The organism is Mycetohabitans sp. B3, from assembly GCF_021498065.1.
GTDB lineage: Bacteria > Pseudomonadota > Gammaproteobacteria > Burkholderiales > Burkholderiaceae > Mycetohabitans.
Genome location: NZ_JAHLKN010000026.1, coordinates 42,750 through 69,443, shown reverse-complemented (window position 1 = coordinate 69,443; position 26,694 = coordinate 42,750). Strand labels below are relative to the sequence as shown.

General features: G+C 58.4%; 3 protein-coding genes. All 3 read left to right on the top strand.

What is annotated here, in order from left to right; genetic code table 11:
- Positions 1-9 precede the first annotated feature (9 nt).
- The 3 genes from KQH55_RS07130 (at position 10) to KQH55_RS07120 (ending at position 26,630) form a co-directional block, all read left to right on the top strand.
- Positions 10-12,435 carry an SDR family NAD(P)-dependent oxidoreductase gene (locus tag KQH55_RS07130; protein WP_235090490.1) on the top strand — a complete coding sequence of 4,142 codons (12,426 nt, stop codon included), beginning with the start codon at positions 10-12 and terminating at the stop codon, positions 12,433-12,435.
- A gap of 139 nt (positions 12,436-12,574) precedes the next feature.
- Positions 12,575-13,915, top strand: a complete 1,341-nt coding sequence (locus KQH55_RS07125) for a cytochrome P450 (RefSeq protein WP_235090489.1) — start codon at positions 12,575-12,577, stop codon at positions 13,913-13,915.
- A gap of 67 nt (positions 13,916-13,982) precedes the next feature.
- Positions 13,983-26,630, top strand: coding sequence for an SDR family NAD(P)-dependent oxidoreductase (locus KQH55_RS07120; protein WP_235090488.1), 12,648 nt, complete (start codon positions 13,983-13,985; stop codon positions 26,628-26,630).
- Positions 26,631-26,694: the final 64 nt, after the last annotated feature.

The window sequence follows — 26,694 nt, the reverse complement described above, 5'->3', positions numbered from 1 at the left end:
AACGACATAATGAGCAGCCAAGAATTCCAATCCATCATTGCCGGACTTCAAAATCGCCAGATCACCGTGGCCGAGGCCAAACAGCGGCTGCAACGACTGCAAGCTGCGCCCACTACACTAGGGACAGAGCGGACCGGAGCAGCGGATAAACCGGTGCCCGGCATTGAGCGGGCGCAGGCGCCTATCGAAATCGCAGTCATCGGCATGGCGGGACAGTTTCCCGCGGCTGACAACGTTGAGCGCTTCTGGCGTAACCTCAGCACTGGCGTTGATGGCATCGTTGAATTGGGCGAGCGCTATCTGGACGCCCGGCGCAGCTACTCACCGCAGCGCCAGCCCGGCAAGACCTATTGCAAATGGGGGGGCGTGCTCGAGCAGCGGGATGACTTTGATCCGCTGTTCTTCAATATTTCGCCCCGTGACGCGGAATCGATGAATCCGCATCAAAGGCTGATCCTGCAGGAAAGCTGGAAGGCGTTGGAAGATGCAGGCTACAACCCCAAAAGTTTCCGGAACCAGCCGGTGGGAATCTTTGTCGGCGCCGAGCCGACGGGTTACTTCCACGAAACGTTTATCGGCGCCTCCGATGCGATTATCGCGTCACGACTGTCCTATTTTCTCGACTTCAAAGGACCGGCGCTGGTCGTCAATACGGGTTGCTCATCATCGGCTGTGGCCATCCATCTGGCCTGTGAAAGCCTGCGCAACCGTGAGACGGATCTGGCATTGGCCGGCGGGGTTTTTGCTACGCTCGGCGAGCCAAGCCTGGTTAGCTTGTCGCAGATGGATATGCTGTCGCCCACTGGGCGCTGCCACACCTTCGATAGTCGTAGTGATGGCATCGTATTGTCGGAAGCGGTCGGCATGGTGACCCTCAAACGCTTACCGGAAGCGATAGCTGACGGTGACCCGATCTATGGGGTGATCTGTGCTTCGGGCATGAACCAGGACGGTGCCAGTAACGGCATTACTGCACCAAGCGGCCAGGCTCAGGAGCGGCTGATCAGCGAACTGTATCGACGTTTTGGCATTGATCCGCGGCAGATTAGTTATGTCGAGGCCCATGGCACCGGCACGCCGCTTGGCGATCCGGTGGAGGTCAATGCACTGGCCCGGGCCTTTCGGCGGTTCACCGCGGATACCGGCTACTGTGCGTTGGGCAGCGCCAAGGCCCATATCGGCCACACTTCAGCGGCCGCTGGTGTGGTCAGCTTAATCAAAATCCTACTGTCAATGAAATACCGGCAGTTGCCAGGCTTATTGAACTTTGAGCAACTGAACCCCCGGATAGCATTGGCGGACTCGGCGTTTAATATCCATCGCGAGCTGAAAGACTGGCCGGTCGGTGACACGGGGCTGCGAATGGCGGCGCTCAATTCCTTTGGTCACAGCGGGACCAATGTGCATATCGTGGTTCGCGAGGCAGTCGAAGTGGCCGCTGCGACCTGCGCCGAGGTGTCACGGCCGCGGCTCTTGCCGCTATCGGCACGCACTGCCGATAGCCTCAAGCACTATGCTCGCCGAGTGCGCGAAGCGTTGGCCGATCCGGCGATTCGGCTTGCGGATCTCGCCTATACGCTGCAAACGGGCCGGCTGGCGCAGGATCATCGGTTAATGTTTCTGTGCATCGACAAAGCCCAACTGACACAGCAGCTCGATGATTGGCTGGACGGCCGTGCATCTGAGCACGCCTGGCACGGGCAAATCGGCACAGGCGAGCATTCGGCTGTCGAACTGCCGTCTACCGACGATCACGCTGACTTACAACGCCTGGCCAAAGCCTGGGTGGCGGGCGGTCATGTCGATTGGAACGCGTTTAACCGTCGCTATGATGCCGATGCCCGACGTATTCACGCTCCGGTTTATCCTTTTGCTCGGCAGGATTTCTGGATACCGCCTGCACGTCGGGGTACGGCGGGAGGCGATGTTGGCGCGGCACCTAGTCTTAGCGTGGGCCGTCTGCATCCGTTCCTGACGCGAAATACTTCAGATCTGCTAAGCCAGCGCTTTACCACCGTGTTTGAGGGCGAAGAATTTTTCCTCAAGCAGCATGTGGTGGGTGGAAGGCAGATCTTCCCCGGCGTCGGTCATTTAGAAATGGCCAGAGCCGCGGTGGCGATGGCTGCCAACGGCTTGGCGGGGACAGCACGGCAGCCGGTATTGAGCGATATCGTCTGGTTGCGGCCGTTAATCATCGACGGCCAAGCGCGGCAAATTGACATTGAGTTAACGCTGGAAGAGGACAATCAGATCCGCTTCGAGATCACTAGCCGTGATTATGATCCGCTGTCAGGCCTTGGGTTGGGTGAACCCGTGTTGCACAGCCAAGGCTTGGCAAGTTTTCCTGAGCCTTCTGCGCAGCGCCAAGTTGATCTGACGGCTTTGAAGGCTAGGATGGAAGGTGGCCGGTTGAGCGCTGAACAATGCTACCAAGCCTATCGGGAGATGACATTTGAGCATGGCCCGGCTTACCAAGGCTTGCAGTCGATTGCGCTGGGGCGCTCAGAGGTATTGGCGGAACTTGCGTTGCCGTCCTGCCAACAGGACAGTCTGAATGACTATCTGCTGCATCCGTCACTGATGGATTCGGCGCTCCAAGCAGCGATCGCGCTGAGTCTCGGCGCCGACGTCGTGCTTCCCGAAGGCGATAGAGGCAATTTGCCGCCGGCGACGCGGCCGGCGCTGCCCTTTGCGCTTGAACGCTTGCAGATATGGGACCGCTGCAGCGAGCGGATGTGGGCCAGGGTGGCCTATGCCGAGCGGCGCGATGATCAGCAGCCCGACACCAGCTTGCAACGACTCAATATCGAGCTCTTTGATCAGCAGGGCAAGCTTTGCGTGCTGATGCAAGGGTTTACCTCCCGGGTGCTCGGTGACCACAGTGATCAGGCCGCGACCGATCAACCGCTGACAGAAACGCTGCTGTTCCAGCCGCAGTGGATCGACGAGGCGGCCAGTCACCGTAAAACGGTCGACTTTAACGAGCAATTTGTGTTGCTCAGCGGCTTTGATGAGCAATGTATTGCCGACGTGCAACGCCAGTTAGTCACGCAGGGTACTGATTGCCGCTGCGAGTTACTGGCCGTGCCGCAGCAGGATCCAGCCGATGATTACCAACAGGCAGCGCTGGCGCTGTTGCAGCAGATTCGGACGTTACTCGGTCGGGGCACCAGTGGACGTTCACTGATTCAGCTGGCGCTCTACAACCCCAAAGGCGATCGGATGATCGGCGGCCTAGCGGCCATGCTGCGCAGCCTGCAACTCGAAGCGCCGAACTTGGCTGGTCAATTGATTGAGTTGGACGAGCCGCAATCGTTGGCGCAGCGGCTCAAGGAAAATGCTGCCACCGGCGACGTCGAAATCCGTTACCAGGCAGGGCAGCGCCAAGTGCAACGCTGGCACCTTTGTCCGACGATGGATTTAGCGGTCGGCACGCCATGGAAAGATCACGGCGTCTATTTGATTACCGGCGGTCTTGGTGGCCTCGGACAGATTTTTGCCCGCGCGATGGCGGCTAACGTCAGCGATGCCACATTGATTTTGACAGGCCGCTCTGCGGTAGACCCGCAGCGCGTGGCTGAGATCGACGCGGGCCGAAACACGATTGCATACCGGCAGCTGGATGTCAGCGACCGCGACGCGGTGCAGCGATTGGTTGCATGGATTGGTGACAAATATGGCCGCCTTAATGGCGTGTTGCATAGCGCCGGCGTGATCCGAGACAGCCTGCTGATCAATAAGCGGGATGATGAACTGAAACAAGTGATGGCAGCCAAGGTGGCCGGCGCTCGCAACCTGGATTTAGCCACTGCCGAGCTGCCATTGGATTTCATGATCTTCTTTTCGTCGGGTACCGGCGTGATCGGCAATACCGGCCAGGCCGACTATGCGGCAGCGAACGCCTTTGTCGACCGTTACGCTGCGTACCGCAGCCGGCTGGTCGAGCAGGGACGGCGAAGCGGCCGTAGCCTGTCGATCAATTGGCCGCTGTGGAAAGAAGGCGGCATGAAGGTAGACGAGACGATTGCGCAGCAAATGGCAGAAAGCACCGGCATGGTGGCGATGCCCACTAATGCCGGAATTCATGCGCTGTGCCAATGCTTTGCATGGGATAAGCCGCAATTGCTGGTGATGAACGGTCGACGTGAGCAGATGAGCGCACTGGTGACCGGCCGCGACGATGCCGATATGGCGCTCGCGCACGACAACGAGCCGCAACACCAAGACGTAGCGCCGCCGTCGTCAACCGACGCTGGGGTGTCATGGGCAGAGCCACTGCGCCGCGCGCTGATCGACCTCGTGTCCCAGCAGATGAAAATTCCTGCCGCAGAGATTCGTATCGATGCCGAGTTCAGCCAATACGGCTTCGACTCCATCAGCCTCACCGCGCTGGCGAGCACTTTGAAGCAGCAATGGCGACTGAACCTGGTGCCGACAATCTTTTTTGAACATGCCACGATTGACCGTTTTGCTGCTTACCTGGAACGCGAGCACGGTAGCGTGCTCGCGGCCAAGCTATCGCCGCAATCCACAGCGCCACAACAGCAGTTCAAGCCATCGCCTTCAACGCCGCAGCAGCATAGTGCCCCGGCGCCAAGATCGGTGCTCAAGCGGCGCCCACTGACAGTCGCGCAATCTTCCGTTCATACGGCTGCCTCTTCTGTTCCGAGCAAACCTGCAGAGGAGGATGAGATTGCTGTGATCGGCGTCAGCGGCCGCTTCCCAATGGCCGACGATGTTGAGCAGTTCTTGCGCAATCTGACGGACGGCCGGGACTGTATCAGCGAGATTCCCGCCGATCGCTGGGACTGGCGTGAATATTATGGTGATCCGCATCAGCAGGCCAACAAGACCAACGTCAAATGGGGTGGCTTTATCCACGGCGTGGACCACTTTGATCCGTTGTTCTTCGGTATTTCGCCGCGGGAAGCTCAGCTGATGGATCCCCAGCAACGCCTGCTGATGACGTATGTCTGGCTGGCGATTGAAGACGCGGGCTATGCCACTGCTGATTTGGCGGGCAGCAGTACCGGGATTTTTGTGGGCACTGGAATGACGGGCTACAGCAGCCTGATCGCTAAAACCGGCGTGCCGATTGAGGGTTACAGTGCCACGGCGATGGTACCGTCGGTCGGCCCCAATCGAATGAGCTTTCTGCTTGACCTGCATGGTCCCAGCGAGCCAGTCGAAACGGCCTGCTCTTCGTCGTTGGTGGCGATCCACCGTGCGGTTCAGGCGATGCGCAACGGAGATTGCCAAATGGCGATCGTCGGCGGCGTGAATACCCTCATTGCGCCCGAAGCACAAATCAGCTTCAATAAAGCGGGCATGCTGGCGCTGGATGGGCGCAGTAAAACCTTCTCGGCTCAGGCTAACGGCTACGCCCGGGGCGAAGGGGTCGGGATGATTGTGCTGAAGAAGCGTTCGCAGGCTGAGGCCGACGGCGATCACATCTACGCGCTGATCCGTAGCACCGCGGAAAACCATGGCGGCAAGGCGAATTCGTTGACTGCGCCAAACCCGCGAGCCCAAGCGGAGCTGCTAAAAGCGGCTTATCGCCAAGCCGGTGTCGATCCACGCAGCATCGGCTATATTGAAGCGCATGGCACCGGTACCGAACTGGGTGATCCGATCGAAATCAACGGCCTGAAAATGGCGTTTCGCGAGCTGAGTGAAGAGTTGGGCATTGGCCCACTGCAGCCAGGCTATTGCGGCGTGGGTTCCGTGAAATCGAACGTCGGGCACCTTGAATTGGCGGCCGGTATTGCCGGGGTGATCAAGGTATTGCTGCAATTGAAGCACAAGGTGCTGTTTAAGAGCCTGCATTGCGAAGCGCTCAATCCCTATATCGAACTGGACAACAGTCCGTTTTATATCGTGCAGCAAAGCCGGCCCTGGCTGGCTGCCAAGGACAGTAACGGCCATGCGTTGCCGCGGCGGGCGGGGGTGAGCTCCTTCGGCTTTGGCGGTGCTAACGCGCATATCCTGCTGGAGGAATACCAACCGCCGCAGCGCCCTCGGCACGATGTGACGTCCGGTGCGCGACCAATTCTGCTCTCGGCCAAAACGCCAGAGCAATTGCGTGAATATGCACGTCGCCTCGCCGAGTTTATTGCCGCGGAGCCTGCTGAGGCGAAGCTCAACCCAGAGCATTACCTCGATGATCTGGCTTACACGCTGCAGGTTGGCCGTGATCCGATGCCAGAGCGGCTGGCGCTGCTGAGTGACTCTTTGACTGATCTACAGCGCCAGCTTGCCGATTTCGCTGCCAGCGGCAAGGCGGTCTATCGCGGTCGTAGTGATGGTGATAACCAGGCGCTGGCGCTGTTTCGTCAGGATGAGGACATGGCTGCGGCGCTTGCGGCATGGATTGACAAGCGCAAGTATCACAAATTACTGGAATTGTGGACGCAGGGGCTGGCGATCGACTGGCGACAGTTCTATCGCGATGAACGCTCGATGCAACGTCTCAGCCTGCCAGGCTATCCGTTTGCCCAAGAGCGTTACTGGGTGACGGATTTGGCGACCGTACCCGTCACTGATCCCGTGCCAGGCGACGGCTGGTTGCACCCGATGCTCGAACGTAATACATCGGATTTTTACCGCCAGCGATTCAGTAGCCGCTGGCGAGGCCAAGAGTGTTGGTTTGCCGACCATCAAGTCAATGGCCATCCAACGATGCCAGGCGTTGGCTATCTGGAAATGGCTCGGGCGGCGATCGCCCAATCATGGGATCCGCAGCCATTGGCCGACGGTTGGCTGCAATTCAAAAACATTGTCTGGTTGGCTCCGTATACGCTGGCGTCGCAGCACAACGAGTTGCATATTGAGCTGGCGCTAGAGCAGCAAAAAATCAATTTCAGGATCTACTCACAGGCCCAGGGCGATGCAGTCGAGCATTGCAAAGGCAGCGCACAAGTCATCCCTGCCGGGGCCGTGGAGCCACTGGATCTTGAAGCCCTCGCAGCGGGCCCGTGGCAGCGTAGCGTTGATGCTGCGCAGCTGTACTCGCTGTTTGACCCAATTAATATTGTCTATGGCCCCAGCCACCGCGGTGTCAAGCAGCTGTGGCTCGGCGACGGCAGACTGCTGGCTAGGCTTGAGCTGGATCCGCAATGGCTGGGCAGCGACTGGGTGATGTATCCCGGTATGCTGGACTCAGCGGTGCAGGCATCGATCGGACTATTGCTGCAACAAACGGAGGGCCCAAACGAGACTCTGCTGCCTTTCGCGTTGGAACAATTGAATGTCTATGATCGTTGCCGACCCGTCATGTGGGCGTTGATCAGCGTTGACCGTCGTGGTCAAAGCAGCGCAGTGCAGCGGATCGATATCGAGCTGTGTGATGAGCGAGGGCACATCGCCGCCAGTTTCCGCGGTTTCAGTTCCCGGCCATTGAACGGCACGCGCGCCCGCGTGACGCCGCTCACCGCTGACAGTAGATTGCCCGCAGGGCTGAGCCTGCTGGCGCCACAATGGCGTGTTGCCGACAAGGCATCCACAACCCGGCAAGTGTTGCCCACTTTGGCGATTGGCGCGGTTGGGGAACGGTGCAACTGGCTGGCCGGGCAACATCCGCAGATCGAATTCTTACCGTCGCTGGCGACAACGATTGATGGGATTGCCGCTCAGTTGGCTGCTTGCACGCCGTTTCAACGGTTGATTTGGCTGGCGCCGCAACCGTCGACCGATTTTGCGAATCAGCGGTTGATCGACAGCCACGAACCAAGCGTGCTGGCGTTGTTCAGGTTGATCAAGGCCCTGCTGCAACTAGGTTATCAGCAGCGAGCGTTGGAACTGCAATTGATCTTGACAGCCAGCGTCGCGGTGCGTACCGGTGAGCCGTTGGCGCCGCAGCAGGCGGCCTGCCATGGCTTGGCGGGGTCACTAGCAAAGGAATATGAACATTGGCGGGTTGAACTGATCGATCTGCCGGCTGACGCTCAGGGGTTGCCGGTCGCAACGCCTGCGCAGAGGCTGCCCGGCGAATGCTTGGCCTGGCGTGATGGTGAATGGTTTTGCCAACGGCTATTGCCGCTGGCGCAGCGGGCTCAAACAGATGACGGCGTGAGCTACCGCGAAGGCGGCGTCTACGTCGTGATAGGGGGGGCCGGCGGCATTGGTGAAGTGTGGACGCGTCACGTGATCCGTCATTACCGTGCCAGAGTGATTTGGCTGGGTCGCCGCACTGCTGATGATGAAATCAATCGCAAGCTGGCGGCGCTGACGCAAATGAGTCAAGCATGCAACGCTCCGGCGCCGTTGTATATCCAGGCTGACGCGGCTGATGTTGAGCAGTTGGCGCAGGCCAGGCGGCAGGTGGTCGAATCGTTTGGCGCGATCCATGGCGTGGTGCACTCAGCGCTAGTGCTGGATGACGCTCGCTTGGAGCAGATGGACGAAGCGCAGTTTACTGCCTGTCTCGACGCCAAGATGGCGACCAGTGTACGGATGGCCCAGGTCTTTACGCCAGCCGACAATCCGACGTTGGATTTTGTGTTGTTTTTCTCGTCGATGATTGCCTTTAGCAGGGCTGCTGGTCAGAGCAATTACGCCGCCGGCTGCACGTTCGCTGACGCTTTTGCCGCTCAGCTCAATCAACACTGGCGTTGCCCAGTCAAAGTAATCAACTGGGGCTATTGGGGCAGCGTTGGCGTGGTAGCCAATGCCGGCTATCGAGCACGGATGGCTGAACAGGGGCTCGGCTCCATCGAGCCGGACGAAGGCATGGCGGCACTTGATCAGTTGCTAGCGGGTGCGCTGCCACAGTTGGGCTTAATCAAACTGCTTGAGCCGATGACCATTGCCGGTATCGACAGTGGCACACAGCTGCATTGTTATCCGTTGGAGAAGCCTCCAGCGTCTTATGTGTGGACAAACGTGGCGCAAAGGCTAGGCCCGCCGCCGCAACATCACCGCGCGGCGGCTGAGATGGACCGACTGTTGCTGGCCCTGACCTTCGCCTGCATTGGCGAGCTAGCCGGCGACGGCCCGCTGACTGAACAACAGATTGCCGCCCATCCGGCGGTGGCGGCGAACCTTGACGCCTATCCTTTTTATCGTCGGTGGCTGCGGGAAAGCCTGCGGTTGTTGACGCAAACAGGCGCTATTGACGATCAAGGACGGTTATTGACGGCCATCCCTGCCGCCGCATCACTGTGGTCGCAGTGGCGTCAGGCTAGCGATGAATGGCGCCGGGATGGTGATTTGCATGCTCAGTTGCAGCTAGTGGAAGCGTGTTCTCGGGCGTTGCCGGCTATCTTGCGCGGTGAGAAGCAAGCCACCGAGGTGATCTTCCCTGGCGGCTCCATGTCGTTGGTAGAGGGTATCTATAAAAACAACAAGATTTCCGATTATTTCAACGAGGCGCTTGGTGAGGTCGTGGTGGATATCGCCCGACGGTATGCTGAGGACAACCGGCCGCTGCGGATTTTGGAGATCGGCGCGGGCACCGGCGGCACAACCGCTGGACTGATCAGCAAACTGCGGCCGTGGCGGCATCAGATCGCTGAATATTGCTACACAGATTTGTCGCAGGCTTTCCTGCGCCACGCCGAACAGCATTTTGCGCCCGAGGCGCCTTACTTGCGCACCGCCATTTTTGACGTCAGCAAAGCCTGCTTTGAGCAGGGCATTAACACGAATCACTACGATTTGGTGATTGCCACCAATGTGTTGCACGCTACGCCAGACTTGCGTTGTACGCTGCAAAATGCCAAAGCTACGTTGTGCCATGGCGGTTTGTTGCTGCTGAACGAAATCAGTGAGCGTTCGATGTTTACTCACCTGACCTTCGGTCTACTCGAAGGCTGGTGGCTCTATGATGACGAGGCGCTGAGAATCGATGGCTGTCCCGGTCTGTCTCCCGAGAGCTGGCAACGGTTGCTGCAGTCGCAGGGCTTTAGCGACATTGCCTTCCCGGTCGCGGGCAGTCATTGCCTGGGCCAACAGATTATCGTTGCCGTGAGTGATGGCGTGGTGCGTCTGCCGGCGCAGCAACAGGTCATGCCTGCCGCCGACGTCACCGACGTGGCGATGGATGCGCCCGTCGAAGTCATCGCACCCGTGGTGACGCAGAGGATAGCTACGGGCGAGGTCGACGAAGCCGTCTTAGCCAAGCAGTGCCGCCAGCTGATTACTGACGTGTTGTCGAAGCTGGTCAATATTGCGCCTGAGCGGCTGCAGCGGGATGTCGCCTTCGATCGCTACGGCGTCGATTCAATTTTGCAGATCAGCCTGATTCAGGCGTTGGAAAAGGCGACCGGTGAGCTATCGCGCACGATACTGTTTGAATACAACACGATCAATCAGCTAACGGACTACCTTCTGAGTGAGCATCGCGCTGCGCTGACCCAGCATTTTGCGGCTTCCCAGGAGGGCCAGCGCCCGGTTGCGACGCAGCCAGTGACCGCGGTGGCGGTCAGTCACGAGCGTGCGCCGCGTCATGCTCCCCGTCATGTCCAGCCAATCGACAACCAGGCCAATAGCGCTCGGCTTATGTCGACGACCAAGCAGCCAAGCGTTGTCGAGCAGCCCACGATGGTCGCCGAACAGTCCGCGACGGTCGCTGAACAGCCCGCGACGTGTCGAGATATTGCGATTATTGGTGTCAGTGGTCGTTATCCTATGGCCGCTGATTTGGCGTGTTTCTGGGATAATCTACGCAATGGACGTAACTGTGTGAGTGAGGCACCGAGTTCGCGTTGGGCCCAGTCTCTGACCGGAACGCAGTCGTGGGCGACTGGACGGTACTATGGCGGTTTCCTTGAACAAGTCGAGGATTTTGATCACAAGTTGTTCGGCGTTCCTCACGATGAGGTAAGCAACCTGTCGCCAGAGTTGCGACAGATGCTTGAAGTGACTTGGCGTACCTTTGAGGACGCGGGTTACAACAGCGATGCTATTGCGCGGATCCAGCAGCGCGACGCGGCAGGAGTCGGGGTCTTCATAGGCTCGATGTATCACCAATCGCCGTGGACCGAGAGCAGCCTGGAGCGGGCAGCGATCAAGTCAAATGTCACTGACTGGCAGATACCCAACCGGATTTCCCATTATTTTGATTTGAAGGGCCCAAGCCTAGCGGTGAATTCGGCGTGCTCCAGCTCGATGACCGCCATCCACTTGGCCTGCCAGAGCCTATTGCAGAATGACTGTGCAATGGCGATCGCCGGCGGCGTCAATCTGATCCTTGATCCGTCCAAGTACCAGACGCTCAAACTGGCTCATTACCTGGGGAGTAGCGATCTTAGCCGAGGCTTCGGTCAAGGTGATGGGATGATCCCAGGCGAGGGTGCCGGCGCCGTGCTGCTCAAACCTTTGGCCGCAGCCATGGCCGACGGCGACCGAATCTACGGGGTGATCAAAAGCTCCAGCGTCAATCATGGCGGTGGCAGGCTGATGTATTCGGCTCCGGATACTCAACAGCAATCCCGACTCATTGCGCAGACCATCCAGCGGGCCGGCCTGGAACCGGCGCAGATCAACTACGTCGAAGCGGCGGCCAATGGCTCCGAGTTGGGCGATCCAATCGAGGTGGCAGCGCTTAAAAAAGTGTTTGGTGATACGCAGCCCGCCAGTTGCGCGCTTGGCACAGTCAAGTCAAATATCGGCCACCTCGAGGCGGCGTCGGGCATCTCCCAGCTCACCAAGGTGTTACTGCAGTTACAGCACGGGCAATTGGCGCCGTCGATCAATGCCGACCCGCCTAACCCTCATATACGACTCGATGGCAGCGCTTTTTATCTGCAACAGCAGGTGTCGCCGTGGCCGGCACCGGTGAGCGCAGACGGAGTGCGTGAGCCGCGCCGTTGCTTGATCAATTCCTTTGGCGCTGGCGGTAGTTATGCCAGCCTGGTGGTCGAAGAGCACCTGGAGCATCGAGTGCCGCGCAAACATCGCCAGGGGCAGACGCAGTTGTTGGTTTTCGCGGCGGCGAGCCGCCACAGCTTGTTAGCCTACTTGAAAACGTTCAAAGCATTTACCATCGCTCATCCCAGTCTCGAACTGCAGGATTTGGCCTACAGCTTAGCGCAGCGTGAGCACCAATTGACGCACCGCGCGGCGGTAGTGGCCGATACCATCGAACAGGTGGTGGCGCGACTGCAGTCATTGCTGACTGACGAGTTGTCAGTGCAAGGCTGCTGCTGGATTTCGCCGCTCGAGGGTATTGAAGAAGGAGAGATAGGGACCGCGTCAGGCACACTCGCGCAGATGGCGGCAGCCTATTGTCGCGGCGCGCAGTTGGACACATGCGCGCTTTACCCGGAAGGCGGCAATCGCGTCGCGTTGCCGGGATACGAGTTCGAACACGCGATGGCGCAGCCGTCGCAGGCCGTCGCAACGCCGCAACCGTTGTTCAATAGCATGCTTTATCGCCGCATTAGCAGCGGCGAGCTGGACGCCGAGCAATTTGAGCAACTGATCACAGCAGTCTAACGAATGCATAACGGGGAATAAAATGAACCATAAACCAGATACGCTCGCCTTGGCGCAGGCAGAGGCGGGCACAGAAGCGCAACATAGCCCGGTGGTGGCAAACGAACTCAACATGGAGCGCAATGATCAGCCGGTCAACGTGGCGCGCCCGGTCGCCGAGAACTTGAAGATGAAAGACGGGTTTCCGGTCATGCCAGGCAAGATTCCATTGCTGGGCCATGTCCATAAGATCGGTCAGGATGCGCTCAGTGAGTTGCGCCAGGCCGAGGCGGTTTGCGGGCCGATGTTCTGGACTTATTTCGGCGCTAAGCTACCCGTGCTGCAGATTATGAGTGAGGACGGCCTGGCGATCCTTCAAAATAAGTACACCGACAACTCCTATCTGCGCGAGCAGATGCCGGTCATCACGGGTGAAGCGATGAACGCCTTTGACGGCCAACGTCATCGCAATGCGCGCCGCGCTAGCATGGATGCTTTTACCCCGAAAGGGCTGACCCGAGCGCGCGTTGGCCAATTCGTGGTGGAAACCGTCGAGCAACGGCTTAAACATTGGACCAGCGAGCGCAAACTGGCGATTTTCCCGCAGACCAAGGATATTGCGCTGGAGGTGGTGTTCCGGATTATGGGTATTGAAACCCACGAGCTTGAGCAGTGGCGTCACCAGTACGAGGAATTTTTTCTCGGCATGATACCGCTGAAAATCAACTTGCCGGGCTTCCCTGCCTGGCGCTGCCGCAAGGCGCGCGGCTGGCTGGAACAGCGGGTGTCACAGATCGTTGCCACGGTACGCGCGAACAACGACCGCGATAGCCTGGTCGGGGCGATGATCTTCGGCCGCGACGATAATGGCAACGGCATGTCTGAGGTCGAGCTGGTGCACAACATCCTGGGCCTGGGTTTTGCCGGCTCAGAAACAACTGCCGCGGTGATGGCGTGGTCGGCGTTAATGCTGTCGCAGCATCCACACGTCTGGCAGCAGTTGTGTCAACAGGTCGCCGGCCTAGACAGCGTGCCTTATACCCATGAGGAGCTGGTCAAGCAAGTGCCGCTGGCTGAAGCGATATTCCGAGAAACTTTGCGGCTCTATCCACCGGCGCCGTTTGAAATGCGCAAGGTGCATACCGAGTTTGAAATGATGGGTCATACGGTCCCTGTCGGCACGATGGTGGGCGTCAGTCTGCTGCATGTTTCTCGTAACCCCGAACGTTACCCGGATCCGGATAGCTGGAAGCCGGAGCGCTGGCTGGGCATGGATCGGGCACCGAACCAGGTGGAAACCTGCCAGTTTGGTGGCGGTCCTCACACCTGCCTGGGCCGCCATGTCGCCGCGTTGGAGATCACGCTGTTTATCGCGATGTTGGCTCGAGAGATGGGGCCAAAGGGGATCTCGCCCCGCCTGGTGGGCAAGTTGCCGCCGCCAACCTACCTGCCGTTTTTGCGGCCTTCAAACAAGGCATTTCTCGACCTGACCGGTCGCTAACCGGACACGGGCGGCAAAGTCGCTTAGACGCCGCCTACCCTATCCGCATTTGAGAGCGAAGAGAACAGTGGACAGTCAAATTAGGGTTCTACACCGGAAAATACAGCGGGAAGAAATCAGTGTCGAAGAAGCAGCCAGAGAGTTTGAAAAGATTCGGGCCAGCTATCGCCGTGACCAGGCGGAGCGGGTGATTCAGGCGCCACCGGCGATCGAGAACCCAATTGCAGCCGCTGTTTACCACTACGATGAGCGCTATCTGAAGGATCACCAGTTCAATCAGCAGCGGATCCTGTTGGGGCTGACCTATGCCAGTCTGGCGCTGGAGTACGGCTTGGGCCAGCTGGCCGACGGTGAGGCGCTGCGGTTGAAAAAGCTGACGTTTGCTGCGCCAGTCGCGCTGGCCGAAGGCGAGCGGCTTGAAGTGGCGATCCGCGCAACCCAGCGTGACGGACGGGTCTTCGAGGCAGTATGCCGACATTCGCCGTCGGCGCCTTGGCAGCCTAGGGCTAGCGGTGAATTGTCGGCCGTGGCTGCCCAGCAGCGGCAGGTGGATCCAGCCGAGCTGATGGCTGGTATGACAGCGGTGGAGCCGCTGGCATCAATTTACCAAATTAGTGAGCAGATCCACATCGGCGATAGCTATCGGACCCTCAAGGCGCTTTACCAGCGGCAGGATGACGGCGAAGCGCTGTCCCAAATTACGCTGACCGTCGCTGAGAACGCGGATTCTCGCCACTACAGCTTGCATCCGTTGTTGATCAACAGTGCCTTTTTGACTGTTATCCCGCTGCTGGCCAGCGAACAACTGGACAGCAATTTTATTCCGTTTGGCGTTAAATCGCTGGTTCTCCATCGCAGCCAAGCACCGACAACGGGCTGGATTCACACCAAGTTAATTAAAAATTCCGGCGAGCTGGTGTTGTTCGACGCACAGTTGTACGACGACGAGGGTGTGCTGGTGGCCGAATTCAGCGGTTGCTCGCTGAAGCGGCTGCGAGGCAGCCACTTGGTCGACGATACAGCGCGGCGCGACAGTGACAGTGGCTGCAGCCGCGAAGCGATCGAAGACTACCTGTTGACCCAGCTGCAAGCCCTCGGGGCAAAGCAAATCGGTAAAAAGCAGCGTCACCGCAACTTGATGGAATTGGGACTGGAGTCGCTGCAGCTAGTCAACTTGGCGAGTCGCCTTGAAAGTGCTGCGGCGATCGAACTGGAGCCCACAATATTTTTTGAATATCCCAGTGTTGCTGAACTGGCGACGTTTTTATGGCAGGAGTACGAAGCAGCTTTTACGCCCTTGTTGACCGAGCGTGGCGAGACGACTGACGTTGCGCCGGTAAAGGCAAATCATGTTGCGCCGATTGTCGAAACTTGTACCGCGCACGAGTGTGTCGCCAATGATTTGCCTAGGGCTGTCGTTGGTAGTGACCGCCAGCAGGATATCGCCATCATTGGTATGCAAGGACAGTTCGGTGAAGCCCGCGACCTGGACCAATTTTGGCAAAATATCTGGCAGGACCGTGAACTGATCAAGGAAGTGCCGGCAGACCACTGGGACGTTGCGCCTTGGTTTGACGCGGATCCTGAAGCGCATGACAAGACCTATTCCAAGTGGGGCAGTTTTATCGACGACGTTGATAAGTTCGACGCCGACTTCTTTCACATGTCCCGCCGCGAAGCCCAATGGATGGACCCTCAGGTGCGGCTGCTACTGCAGAGCACGTACGCTGCCGCCGAGAACGCTGGCGTCATCACGCAGTTACGTAGCAGTCGTACCGGCGTATTCATCGGTTCCTGTTTCAACGAATACGTTGACAAGATCACCGAGTTGGGACTGCCGATGGACCCCTATATCGCCACGGGCAGTGGGGTAATCGCCGCTAACCGAATTTCATTCTGGTTCGACTTCAAAGGGCCGAGCCTGATGTTCAATACGGCGTGCTCGTCGTCGCTGGTGGCGTTGCATGCCGCCTGTGTTTCATTGCGCAACGGCGAATGCGAAATGGCCTTTGTGGGCGGTAGCAACTTACTGCTGTCATCCTGGCACTACCGGTATTTTTCGGCGATCCGCGCGCTGTCGCCGACGGGGCGCTGTCACACCTTTGATGCACAAGCGGATGGTTACGTGCCAGGCGAATGCGTGGCGATGCTGCTGCTTAAACCGCTGTCGAAAGCGTTGGCTGATGGCGATCCGATTCATGGCATCATCAAAGGTTCGGCGGCATTGCACGGCGGCTACACGCCTTCACTGACTGCACCGAGCGTGGCCGGAGAGGAAAACGTGATAGTGCATGCGTGGCAAGATGCCGGCATTGATCCTCGTAGCCTCAGTTATATCGAGGCCCATGGCACCGGCACCAAGCTGGGCGATCCGATCGAGATCAATGCGCTCAAGCGAGCCTTTGCACGTTATACCAACGACCGGGGTTTTTGCCATATTGGCTCGGTGAAGGCCAATATTGGTCATACCGAGGGGGCGGCAGGCATCGCGGGCGTCATTAAGGTGCTGCAGCAGATGAAGCACCATAAGTTGCCGGCGTTGGGCCACTTCAAACAACAGAATCCCCACATCAAGCTCGATGACTCGCCACTGGTCATTGATAGAGAAGGATGCGACTGGCCGGAGCAAAGTGCACCGCGGCGCGCTGGCGTCAGCTCCTTTGGTTTCTCTGGCACAAACGCTCATGTTGTGCTGCAGGAGTATTGTGAGCAGCGTGAGTTCGCCGTGCACCGGGGCGAAATGGTGCTGGTTCCGCTGTCGGCGCGCAATGCACCACGCTTGAAAGAGCAGGCTGTGCGGTTATTGGCACACGTTGCGCAACACACGCCCGATCTTGCCGCGTTGGCTTACACGCTACAAACCGGCCGGGAGGCGATGGCAACACGGGCCATTTTCATCGTCGATAGCTTGGAACAATTACGGCGACAACTGCAAGCGTGGATTGCCGGCGAGCCGGGCGTTGACTTTGGCGTAGCCAGCATGACGGCCGAAGAGGCCGTGGCCGCTGGCGACCTGCGACAGTTGGCGGCGCGATGGCTCGCTGGCGCTGAAGAGGCAGAAGCATTTGACTGGACGTGTCTTTATGGCGACGGGCCGCGTCCCGCCCGAATCGCTCTGCCGGGCTATGCATTCGCCAAGGAACGGTACTGGCTGGATGCGCCGGCGGTAACTGCAGAACAAAGAGAAAGCGCGGCTACCGAAACAATCGTGGCAACCTACACGGAGCAATGGCAGGAGGCCGATGAACCAGGACAGGGTGCGCCGATCAAACGATTGATTTGCTTGCTGGGTGAGCCTGGGCTACGGCAGCAGCTAGCCCGACAGATCAGTGCGCTCAGTGCGCAGACCGAGTTGATATTTATTGCGGCCGATAATAAAAATGGACGCGATGAGGATGGCCATTATCGTGTAGCAGTCGACGATCCGCAGCAGTTACAAGAAGGTCTGCAACACGTGTTGTCGGCTCACGGCGCTAGCCGAGTGCTCTATTTATGGAGTATGGACGATCGTCGCTGGATGATCGACAACAGCGCGATTGTCGCACTGCTCAAGGCGATGGCGGCCACGGCGGCGCCAATCGACCGATTAGTGCTGGCTGGGCGGGCTGGCGACGCGCTCGAGCGCTGTTATCTTGAATCTTGGATCGGCATCGAGCGTTCGCTCGGTGCGGTGATGGTCCATTGTCCAGTCGAGGTGGCGATTGATTTGCCGGACAATACCGGCGACGACGGTCGCTGGTTGCGTCGCCTGTGGCTGCAGCTTAGCGGCGACGCGGCGGGCAGCAGGCTATACCAAAGCGGGCGCACTTTCCAGCTGAGGCTAGCGCCGACCTGCGCAACCGCAGCCGTCGAGCCGCTGGCACTGGAGCAAATCCACACCCTGTTGATCACCGGAGGGTTGGGTGGATTGGGGTCGCTATTAGCTGGCGAGCTTTCGAGCCGAGCGAGGCGTCGCAGCGACGGTCAACTCAATCTAATCCTGAACGGACGTTCATCGCTGTCGGTGGCCCAGCAGGCGCGGCTGGATAGCCTGCGTCATGACAAGTGCAACATTTTCTATTTGCAGGCGGATTGTGCTGATCGTCAGGCGATGGCCGCTGCGCTGGCCGAGGTGCTGCCGCACAGCGGACCGATCGACGGGTTGATTCACGCTGCTGGCCTGAAGGCGCCGGGCAGCCTGTTTGACATCGCCCAAGCAGATTTCGACGCGGTATTACATGCCAAGGTCAAGGCCACACTTGTGTTGGATGAGGTGCTAGCGGCGCAACCGCTGGCGTTGATCTGTTATTTCTCGTCCAGCTCGGCGGTGCTCGGCGATATGGGCGCGTGCAGCTACGCGATGGCTAATCGATTCCAGCAGGCCTATGCGCGTTATGCGCAAGCCGGACGCGCTCGGCGTGTCGTGGCAATTAATTGGCCGCTGTGGCGCAATGGCGGTATGGCAGTGGGCGATCAGGCATCGACCGAGTTTTATTTGAAGTCCAGTGGTCAGCGAATGCTGGAAAGCGCTGAAGGCCTGACGTTGTTGCAGCAGATTATCGCCAGCGATGCCGATCACATGCTGGTGTTGGCGGGTGAGCCGGCGAGGTTGCAGCAATTAGTAGACGGGATCAATTCCCCGGCACGCCAAACAACGGCTCGCCCAATTGTTCAAGCAACGGCGGCCAAACCCATGATTGAGCGGACGCGAAGCCGTCCCGAACTCAAAGGGTTGAGCGTGGAGCAGTCTCTGTTATGGGATTTGCGGGATTTGGCGAGCCGGCCTCTCAATGCCGAACGACATAAGCTTGGCGAAGACACCAACTTGGCGGACTTCGGCTTTGATTCCATTAGCTTGGCGGAGTACGCCGGCCTGTTGAGTCGCCACCTGAGCCTCAAGTTGACACCAGAGCTGTTTTTTAGCCATTCCACCCTGGCGAAAATCGCCGCCTATTTACTAACACACCACCGGCAGGCGGTCGAAGCTTGTTATCGCGGTGAGGTGATCAGCGCAGCGGAGCCGTTGCCGATACCGGCTCCTGTCGTCGCGTCAACGTCGAACGCCGACACGATCGCCATTATCGGGATCAGTGGCCGCTTCCCTGGCGCTCGCAATGCCGATGAACTGTGGCGCGTGCTGGCCGAAGGACGCGACATGGTGGGCGAGATCCCGACTGATCGTTACGACTGGCGTGATTATTACGGCGATCATCGCGAGGATCCCAGCAAGACGCGCTGTATTTGGATGGGCAGCGTGCCAGGAGTCAGTGAATTTGACCCCCTGTTTTTCGAGATTTCGCCCCGCGAGGCGAAAACATTGGACCCCAGGCAGCGGCTGTTGTTGCAGGAGTCCTGGAATGCGCTGGAAGACGCCGGCGTCGGCCCGCGTCACCTTGAAGCGCAACGGGTTGGCATGTTCGTTGGCGTTGAGGAGGGTGACTTCCAGCGATTAGCGAGCGAAGAAAGCCTAACCTCGGGCCATAATGGTATCTTGGCGTCGCGGCTCGCCTATTTTCTCAACTTGACCGGGCCGACGATGGCGATTAACACCGCCTGCTCGTCAGCGTTGGTGGCGCTGCACCAAGCAGCGCTGAGCCTGCGTAACAACGAATGCGAGATCGCGGTTGTCGCCGGAGTTAACCTCATTTTCTCGCCGGACGCTTTTATTGGCATGACTCAGGCAGGGATGCTGTCACCGGACGGTAAATGTTTTGCCTTTGACCGCCGGGCCAATGGCATGGTGCCGGGCGAGGCGGTGTGCTGCGTCGTGCTCAAGCCTTTGAGCCGAGCCGAAGCCGACGGCGACCCGATCTACGGCGTATTGCGAGGCAGTGGCATCAACTACGACGGCAAGACTAACGGTATTACTGCGCCAAGCGGCGCTTCTCAGCAGCGCTTATTGGAAGAGGTTTACCGGCGCGCGGGGATGAATACCGAAGCGGTGGAATATATTGTGACCCACGGTACCGGCACGCAACTGGGGGATCCGGTAGAGATTAACGCGCTCAACGATGCGTTCCGAGGCAACAAGCCAGGCCACTGCGCACTGACCTCCACCAAAACCAATCTCGGCCATACTTTTGCCGCGTCGGGCTTGGTTAGCGTGATTAGTCTGTTGCAGGCGTTCCGCCACGAAACCATTCCGGCCAGCCTACACTGCGAGCAGGAAAACGACTATATCCACTGGCAGCAAAGCCCGTTTTACGTGAACAAAACGAACAAGGCCTGGCCGGCGGCAGGCCGCGACAGTGAGCGGTTGGGCGCGGTCAGCGCATTCGGCATGAGCGGCACGAATGCCCACGTGGTATTGGAAAGCTACAGCCGCGAGCGTGACGCCTCACCGCTGCGCCGGCCCTGTTACTTGCTTGTACTATCAGCCAAAACTACTGAGGCACTAAAAGAAAAAATCGAACAACTGAGCGCGGCCTTGCAGCATGGTGGATACCGAGATCATCAGTTGCCGTCGATCAGCTATACCTTGCTGGAAGGGCGGCACCATTTTCGCCATCGCCTGGCGCTAGTGGCGGCGGATTTGGAAGAAGTGCTTTACACCCTTGAGCAATATCGGGCGGGTGAAAAGCGTCCCAACCTATTTGTCGGTGAAGTAGAGCGCGAATTTTCTGCGCAGAAGACGATTGCGCGCTATATCAATCAGCTGCTGGACGACAGTCGCAATGCCAGCGAAGACGAAACCAGGGAGCTATTGTTTGGCCTCGCGGACTTCTATCGCCAGGGTTACGATATCGATGGCCGGCGACTGTTTGGCGCGGCACAAAGCGGTGCTTATAGCATGCCGCCGCGTTTGCCGCTGCCGGGCTATCCGTTCGCACGCGAGCACTATTGGCCCGAAGTCCGTCGGCGCCAACAACAGCCCACGCTCGTGGTGAACCAGCCTATGGACCGGCTGCACCCGCTGGTGCATCACAACATTTCGACGCTGGCGACGCAGCGGTTTGTCAGCCGCTTTAGCGGTCGTGAGACGTTCCTGGCCGATCACCGTATCGGCGACCAGCTGATCTTCCCTGGTGCCGCGTACCTCGAGCTGGCGCGTGAGGCGATCGTCAGGGCTAGCGAACTGCCGCCGCAGCAAGTCACGCTACAGAACGTGGTATGGCTGCGGCCGCTGGCTTTTGCGGTCGGTGGCAGCGACCGTGAGGTCGAACTGTACTGCGAGCTGGCCGTAAACGGCAACGACAGCGTGTCATTCAAAATTTACAGCGTGGACGGCGGGACGCAGCAACTGCACGCCCAGGGTGACGCACAGTTAGCGGCCGTCGCCGCACCGTTGCCGCAACCGGTCGACCTGGCGCAATGGGCTGCTCAATGCAATGCCAGTGAGCGAAGCCATGACTTGCTGTACCATGATTTCGACACGATGGGAGTCCATTACGGCGTGACATTCCGCGCTGCCGGCCAAATCCGCATCGGCCGTGACCGGGTGATCGGCCAGTTGACCCATGACGCGCTGGATCCCCAATTAGACGGTGTTCTGTTGCCGCCGGGCGTACTCGACAGTGCACTTCATATCGCAGCCTCATTGGAGCGCCGCCAGCAAGGCGCTGCTGAGCCGATGCTGCCCTTTGCGCTGGAGAGCCTGCGACTGTACGGTTCAGTGGAACAGGCGCTGAGAGCCGGGCCACTGACGGTTACCGCTGCTTACAGTGAAGCTCAGGGTGGCGGCGCGGTCGAGAAAATTGATCTGCAAATCTGCAATAACGCAGGCCAATGTCTGGTTCAGCTAGATGGTTTTAGCTCACGCAAGACGGGTGTTGAACCACAACCGGCCCAGGCGCAAGCCATCGTAGACAGCGACGAGGCTCTTGGTCGCTTGATTCGGACGCCGTTTTGGAAGCCCGTCGAAAGCCTCGGTGAATGGCTGCCGGCTGATGCCAAGTCGCAATGGCTGCTGCTTGGACTGCCGGAGGCGACGGTTAGCGAGATACGCCGGCAGTTTGGCAATCAGGTGAGCGTACTGCCGGGTATGCCAGGCGAAAATGACGCCGCGGCCTACCAAGCGGCAGCGCTGGCGCTGCTCGAGTGGTTACAGCGGTTGCTCGACGGTCATGCCGGCGGCTATTTGCAGCTCTTTGTGGGGCAGGGCCAAGACGATCTGCGCTTGACCGCACTGGATGCGATGTTGAAAACGGCGATGATCGAAAACAGCGCGTTGAAAGCTCGCTTGGTCGCGCTCGATCTTGAAATGGGCAACGACGCGATGGTCAAAGTGATCGTCGAGCAGAGCCGTTATCACAGCAACGAACTGGTGCGAGTCTTCGCTAACGGCAGCCTGTATAGCAGGCAGTGGCGTGAGCTAGCACCAGCGCAGCACAATGAGCAGACGCCGTTGCGCGACGGCGGTATTTATGCGATCACCGGTGGCGCGGGTGGGCTGGGCTTAATTTTCGCTGAACATATCGTTAGCAGCTGTCGCAACCCGGTGTTTTACTTGGCAGGACGCTCAATTGTTAGCCAGCCGTTGCAACAAAAAGCCGATCGGTTGCGAGCACTGGGCGCCCAAGTTCACTACCAGGCACTAGACGTCGGCAACGCAGCGGCGGTTAAGCAGTGGATTGACGACATCTATGCCAAAGAAGGTTCGTTACATGGGGTGATACACAGCGCGGGAGTCATCCGCGATAGCATGATCATCAATAAGTCTGCTAGCGAGTTTGAGCAGGTGCTCACGGCAAAGGTGGCCGGTATTGAGGCGCTTGATCAGGCGATCAATGAACGTGCGCTGGACTTCTTTGTAGTCTGTTCGTCTCAGGCGGCGATGGGCAATCTTGGGCAGGTGGACTATGCCGCCGCCAACGCCTATATGGACGCCTTTATGCAGTACCGCCAAAATTTGGCTGGCGACGGCAAGCGCAAGGGGCGTTCACTGAGCATTAACTGGCCGTTGTGGCGCGACGGCGGCATGAAGCTGGCTCCGGTGATCGAGCAGCAGATGCGGCAACGGTTTGGCATTGTGCCGATGCCGGTGGAGGAGGGCGTCAACAGCCTGTGGCAACTGTTGAATAACCCGGTCAGTGCTCAAGGCTGGGTAATTTATGGCGAGTTATCGCGGCTAGCGGGCATTGGTCAGCCGGCGGACGCCAAACCGCAGGCCCTGGCCAAGCCGGCACCGGGACGGGCTGCTGGAACGACGAGTCTCAGCGATCACGAACTGAGAAAAAGAATCGAAGCCTTTGTCACCCGGATTATCGCCGACGTAGTTCAGATCGATACGGCGAAAATCCATCCGTCGGAAAAATTCGAGGTCTATGGCTTCGATTCCATCATGGCAGTGGGCGTAACCAATGAGCTGGAAAAACATCTCGGCTCGCTACCCAAAACTCTGTTGTTCGAGCATGTCAATATTGCCGGCATGGTTGACCATTTCGCGGTGAAGTACCGTGACCATTTTGTCGCGATGTTCAGCGGTAGCGAAGATCAGCTGGAGACGCCGCATGGCGCTCAACTGCCAACCATTGAACCAAGTGCCGCCGAGCCTGCGTCAGCGCAGTCGTTACCAATGAATCGTTTCGCTGCTGCCCATTCCAACGCCAACAGTCCAACAACGCCAAGCGTCACGCCCGTTGCGACCGTCACGCCCGTTGCGCCGGCTGCCTCTGGTGAACGCGTCGAGGACAACGAGTTAGAAAACTATATCGCAGTGATCGGCCTTGGCGGTTATTACCCCGGGGCGGACAGCATCGATGAGCTTTGGCAAAACTTAGCCAATGGCGTTGACTGCATGAGCGACTTCCCTGTAGACCGGTGGGACCACAGCAAAATCTATTACAAGAACCGCAAGGTGCTAGGCAAGACCACCTGCATAAATGGCTCCTTCATCAAGGACGTTGACAAGTTCGACTACAGCTATTTCAAAATGCCCAAGGTCTATGCCGACCATATGTCGCCGGAGGTCAGACTGTTCCTGCAGGTGGCGGTGCATACCTTTGAAGACGCCGGTTACTCGAAAGAAACGCTGTTGAGCCGTTATAACGGCGATGTCGGCGTGCTGTTGGGTACCATGACCAATGATTACCACTACTACGGCTTCGAGAGCAACGTGTTCCGCGGCTCGATGGCTTCCGGGTCGGGCATGGCGACCATTCCGATGACGGTGTCTTATTTCTACGGCCTTACGGGTCCGAGCCTGTTTATCGATACCATGTGCTCGTCGTCCTCGACCTGTATCCACACCGCTTGCCAGATGCTCAAGCATGACGAGACCAAGATGGTGCTGGCGGGTGGCCTCAATTTGATGTATCACCCATACACCACGGTGAATACCTCCCAAGGCAATTTCACATCGATCACCTCGGAGTCGGTCAACAGCTACGGGGTGGGTGCTGATGGTACGGTGATTGGCGAAGGAGTCGGTGCGGTACTCCTGAAGCGTTTGGATCGGGCCATTGCCGATCGGGATCAAATCTATGGCGTAATCAAAGGCTCAGCGATGACTAACGCCGGTGAGCGTAACGGCTTCAACGTGCCTAACCCGGATTTGCAAACCCTGGCAATTCGCCAAGCGATGGAACAGGCCAAAGTGCACCCGTGCTCGATCTCCTATATCGAGGGCCATGGCTCTGGCACTAAGCTAGGGGACCCGATCGAGGTGTTAGGGCTGAATAATGCGTTTCGCTGGGCGACTGACGACAAGCAGTTTTGCTATCTGGGTTCGGTCAAATCAAATATCGGTCACCTGCTGGCGGCGTCGGGCATTGCCGGTTTGACTAAAACCTTGCTGCAACTCAAACATAAGCAGATCGCGCCGTCGATCCATTCGAGCCAGCTCAACCAGGATATCGATTTTGCCGATACGCCGTTTATCGTGCCACAGCAGTTAATCGAATGGCGCCAGCCGGAGCGCATCATCAATGGCCGCAAGCAGGTATTCCCGCGTCGGGCGGGGCTCACCTCGATTGCCGCTGGCGGCATGAATGCTCATATGATCGTCGAGGAATATCCAGAGCCAGCGGATAGCGCTGGACAAATCTCAGAAGATCAGCTGGTGTTTGTCTTCTCGGTGCACAAGCTGGCGTTGTTGGCGGAGAACCTGACAAGCTTTAGAGATTGGCTGGCGAGCAGTGAGGCACCGCTGGCGCAAATCGCCTATACGCTACAGGTGGGCAAAAACAACCTACGCAACCGGTTGGCGATTCGCTGTCGCACCCGCCAGGCGCTGTCCCGTGCGCTTAACGCTTGTATTGACGGGCATTATCAATCCAGTGCGGACAGCAAGATCTTCTATCGCTTCCAGGAAAGCGACGCGGTGCAGCTGCTGGAGCACGACTTAGACGATCCGTTGACACCGCTGTTGACCCAGTGGCTGAACGGCGATAGCCAAGTCGATTGGGCCAGTCTCTATGCCCAACTGCCGGTGCGGATCAGCTTGCCGGCCTACCGTTTCGAGAAAACGCGCTGCTGGTACACCGACGAAGGTTACGAGTCGTCGATCGTCAATCCTCTGATGTTTAAAAACAAGCTGCATCCACTGGTAGCAGAAAACTGCTCGACTCTGCAGCCAGGCGCGATATTCCGCACCGATTTCGTCGAAGACGAACTGCTGGATTACGTCTACAGTGGACGGGGCGGCCGGCGCTTTAGCGCTTTCAACTTTGCCGATGTCGCGCTGGCGATGCCGGCATTGGCATCTCGGTTTGACGGCCGCACGCTGTCGGTGTCTTGTGCTTTTGAACACTATATCGCCGACTGGGCAACGGTAACCGGGCTGGAGTACCGGCTATTCGAGATTGACAGCGAGCAACTGGAGCTGGAGTTCGATTTCCGTCGCAGTGGTGAACAGTCCGCCAACCTAGGCTTTGCCGTGATCAATCCACTGACCGGCGACGAGCCGCCCCTACCGCAACAGTGGTTGGACGATGCCCGCGAGCTGCTCAATCGCCAGGCGCTGCAGGCGGGCCGCCAGTTCAGTGCCGCCGAAGTCAGTCGGCGACTGGCACAAGCTGGTTATGATTTCGCCCCTTATCTGGACCATGACGGCGAATTAGCGATTGGCCGCAGCGGCTTGTTGCTGAAGGGCCGGCCGCCGGTTAACCGTCACAACCATTATGCTGACAATGTTCAGCTATCGCCTTACTTGGCGACGACCATTGACAAAGCATTTTACTTGTTGCTGGATGAGCTAGGGTTGCCGCAAGGCCGGGTCATTGTGCGTAATATCGAACGGCTTTGCTGCTACAACACGCCGGCAGCCGGCTTTTCCGTGGTGCTATCGGGAATCGGGCTGCACGATAACGAACTATCGCTTAGCTTACTTGTACTGGATGAGCGGGAGCAAATTTGCGTCAAGGTAGACAAAGTCAGCCTGTATCTTGGCAAACAAGAATTATCAAGTGTTAATAAAAACCACGACTTACTGACTGGGACAGTCGAAACGGCCAATATGCCGGCCGCTGTTCTCGCCCGGCCACTGCTTGAGCCGGCGGGACAGCTTACCGCAGCTAGGGTGGGAAAGCAGGATGCGAAGCCACAGGCCGATGAGGGCGAAGCGGGCTTGGGTGAAGCAATTCTGGCTTTTATCCAACAGGAGTTACAGGACAAGCTGGGCTTTGCGGCGCAAGACATCGGCGAATCAACCCAAGTGCATGACCTAGGGCTGGATTCGATTATGGTTGTGCAGCTGACCGATAGCGTGAACAAGCGCTTCGGTACAAAACTGATGCCTGATTTATTTTATGAAAAGCAGCAGCTCGGCGAGTTGGTGGCAAGGCTGGAAGCTGCCTAAGTCGATTGACTGCATCTGACGCATCGGCCCGGTAAGCAATGTTGCCGGGCACACCCGAACGGGA

Excerpts from the sequence above, each read along its gene's own strand:
- KQH55_RS07130 (WP_235090490.1), top strand. The coding sequence starts at position 10 with ATGAGCAGCCAAGAATTCCAATCCATCATTGCCGGACTTCAAAATCGC.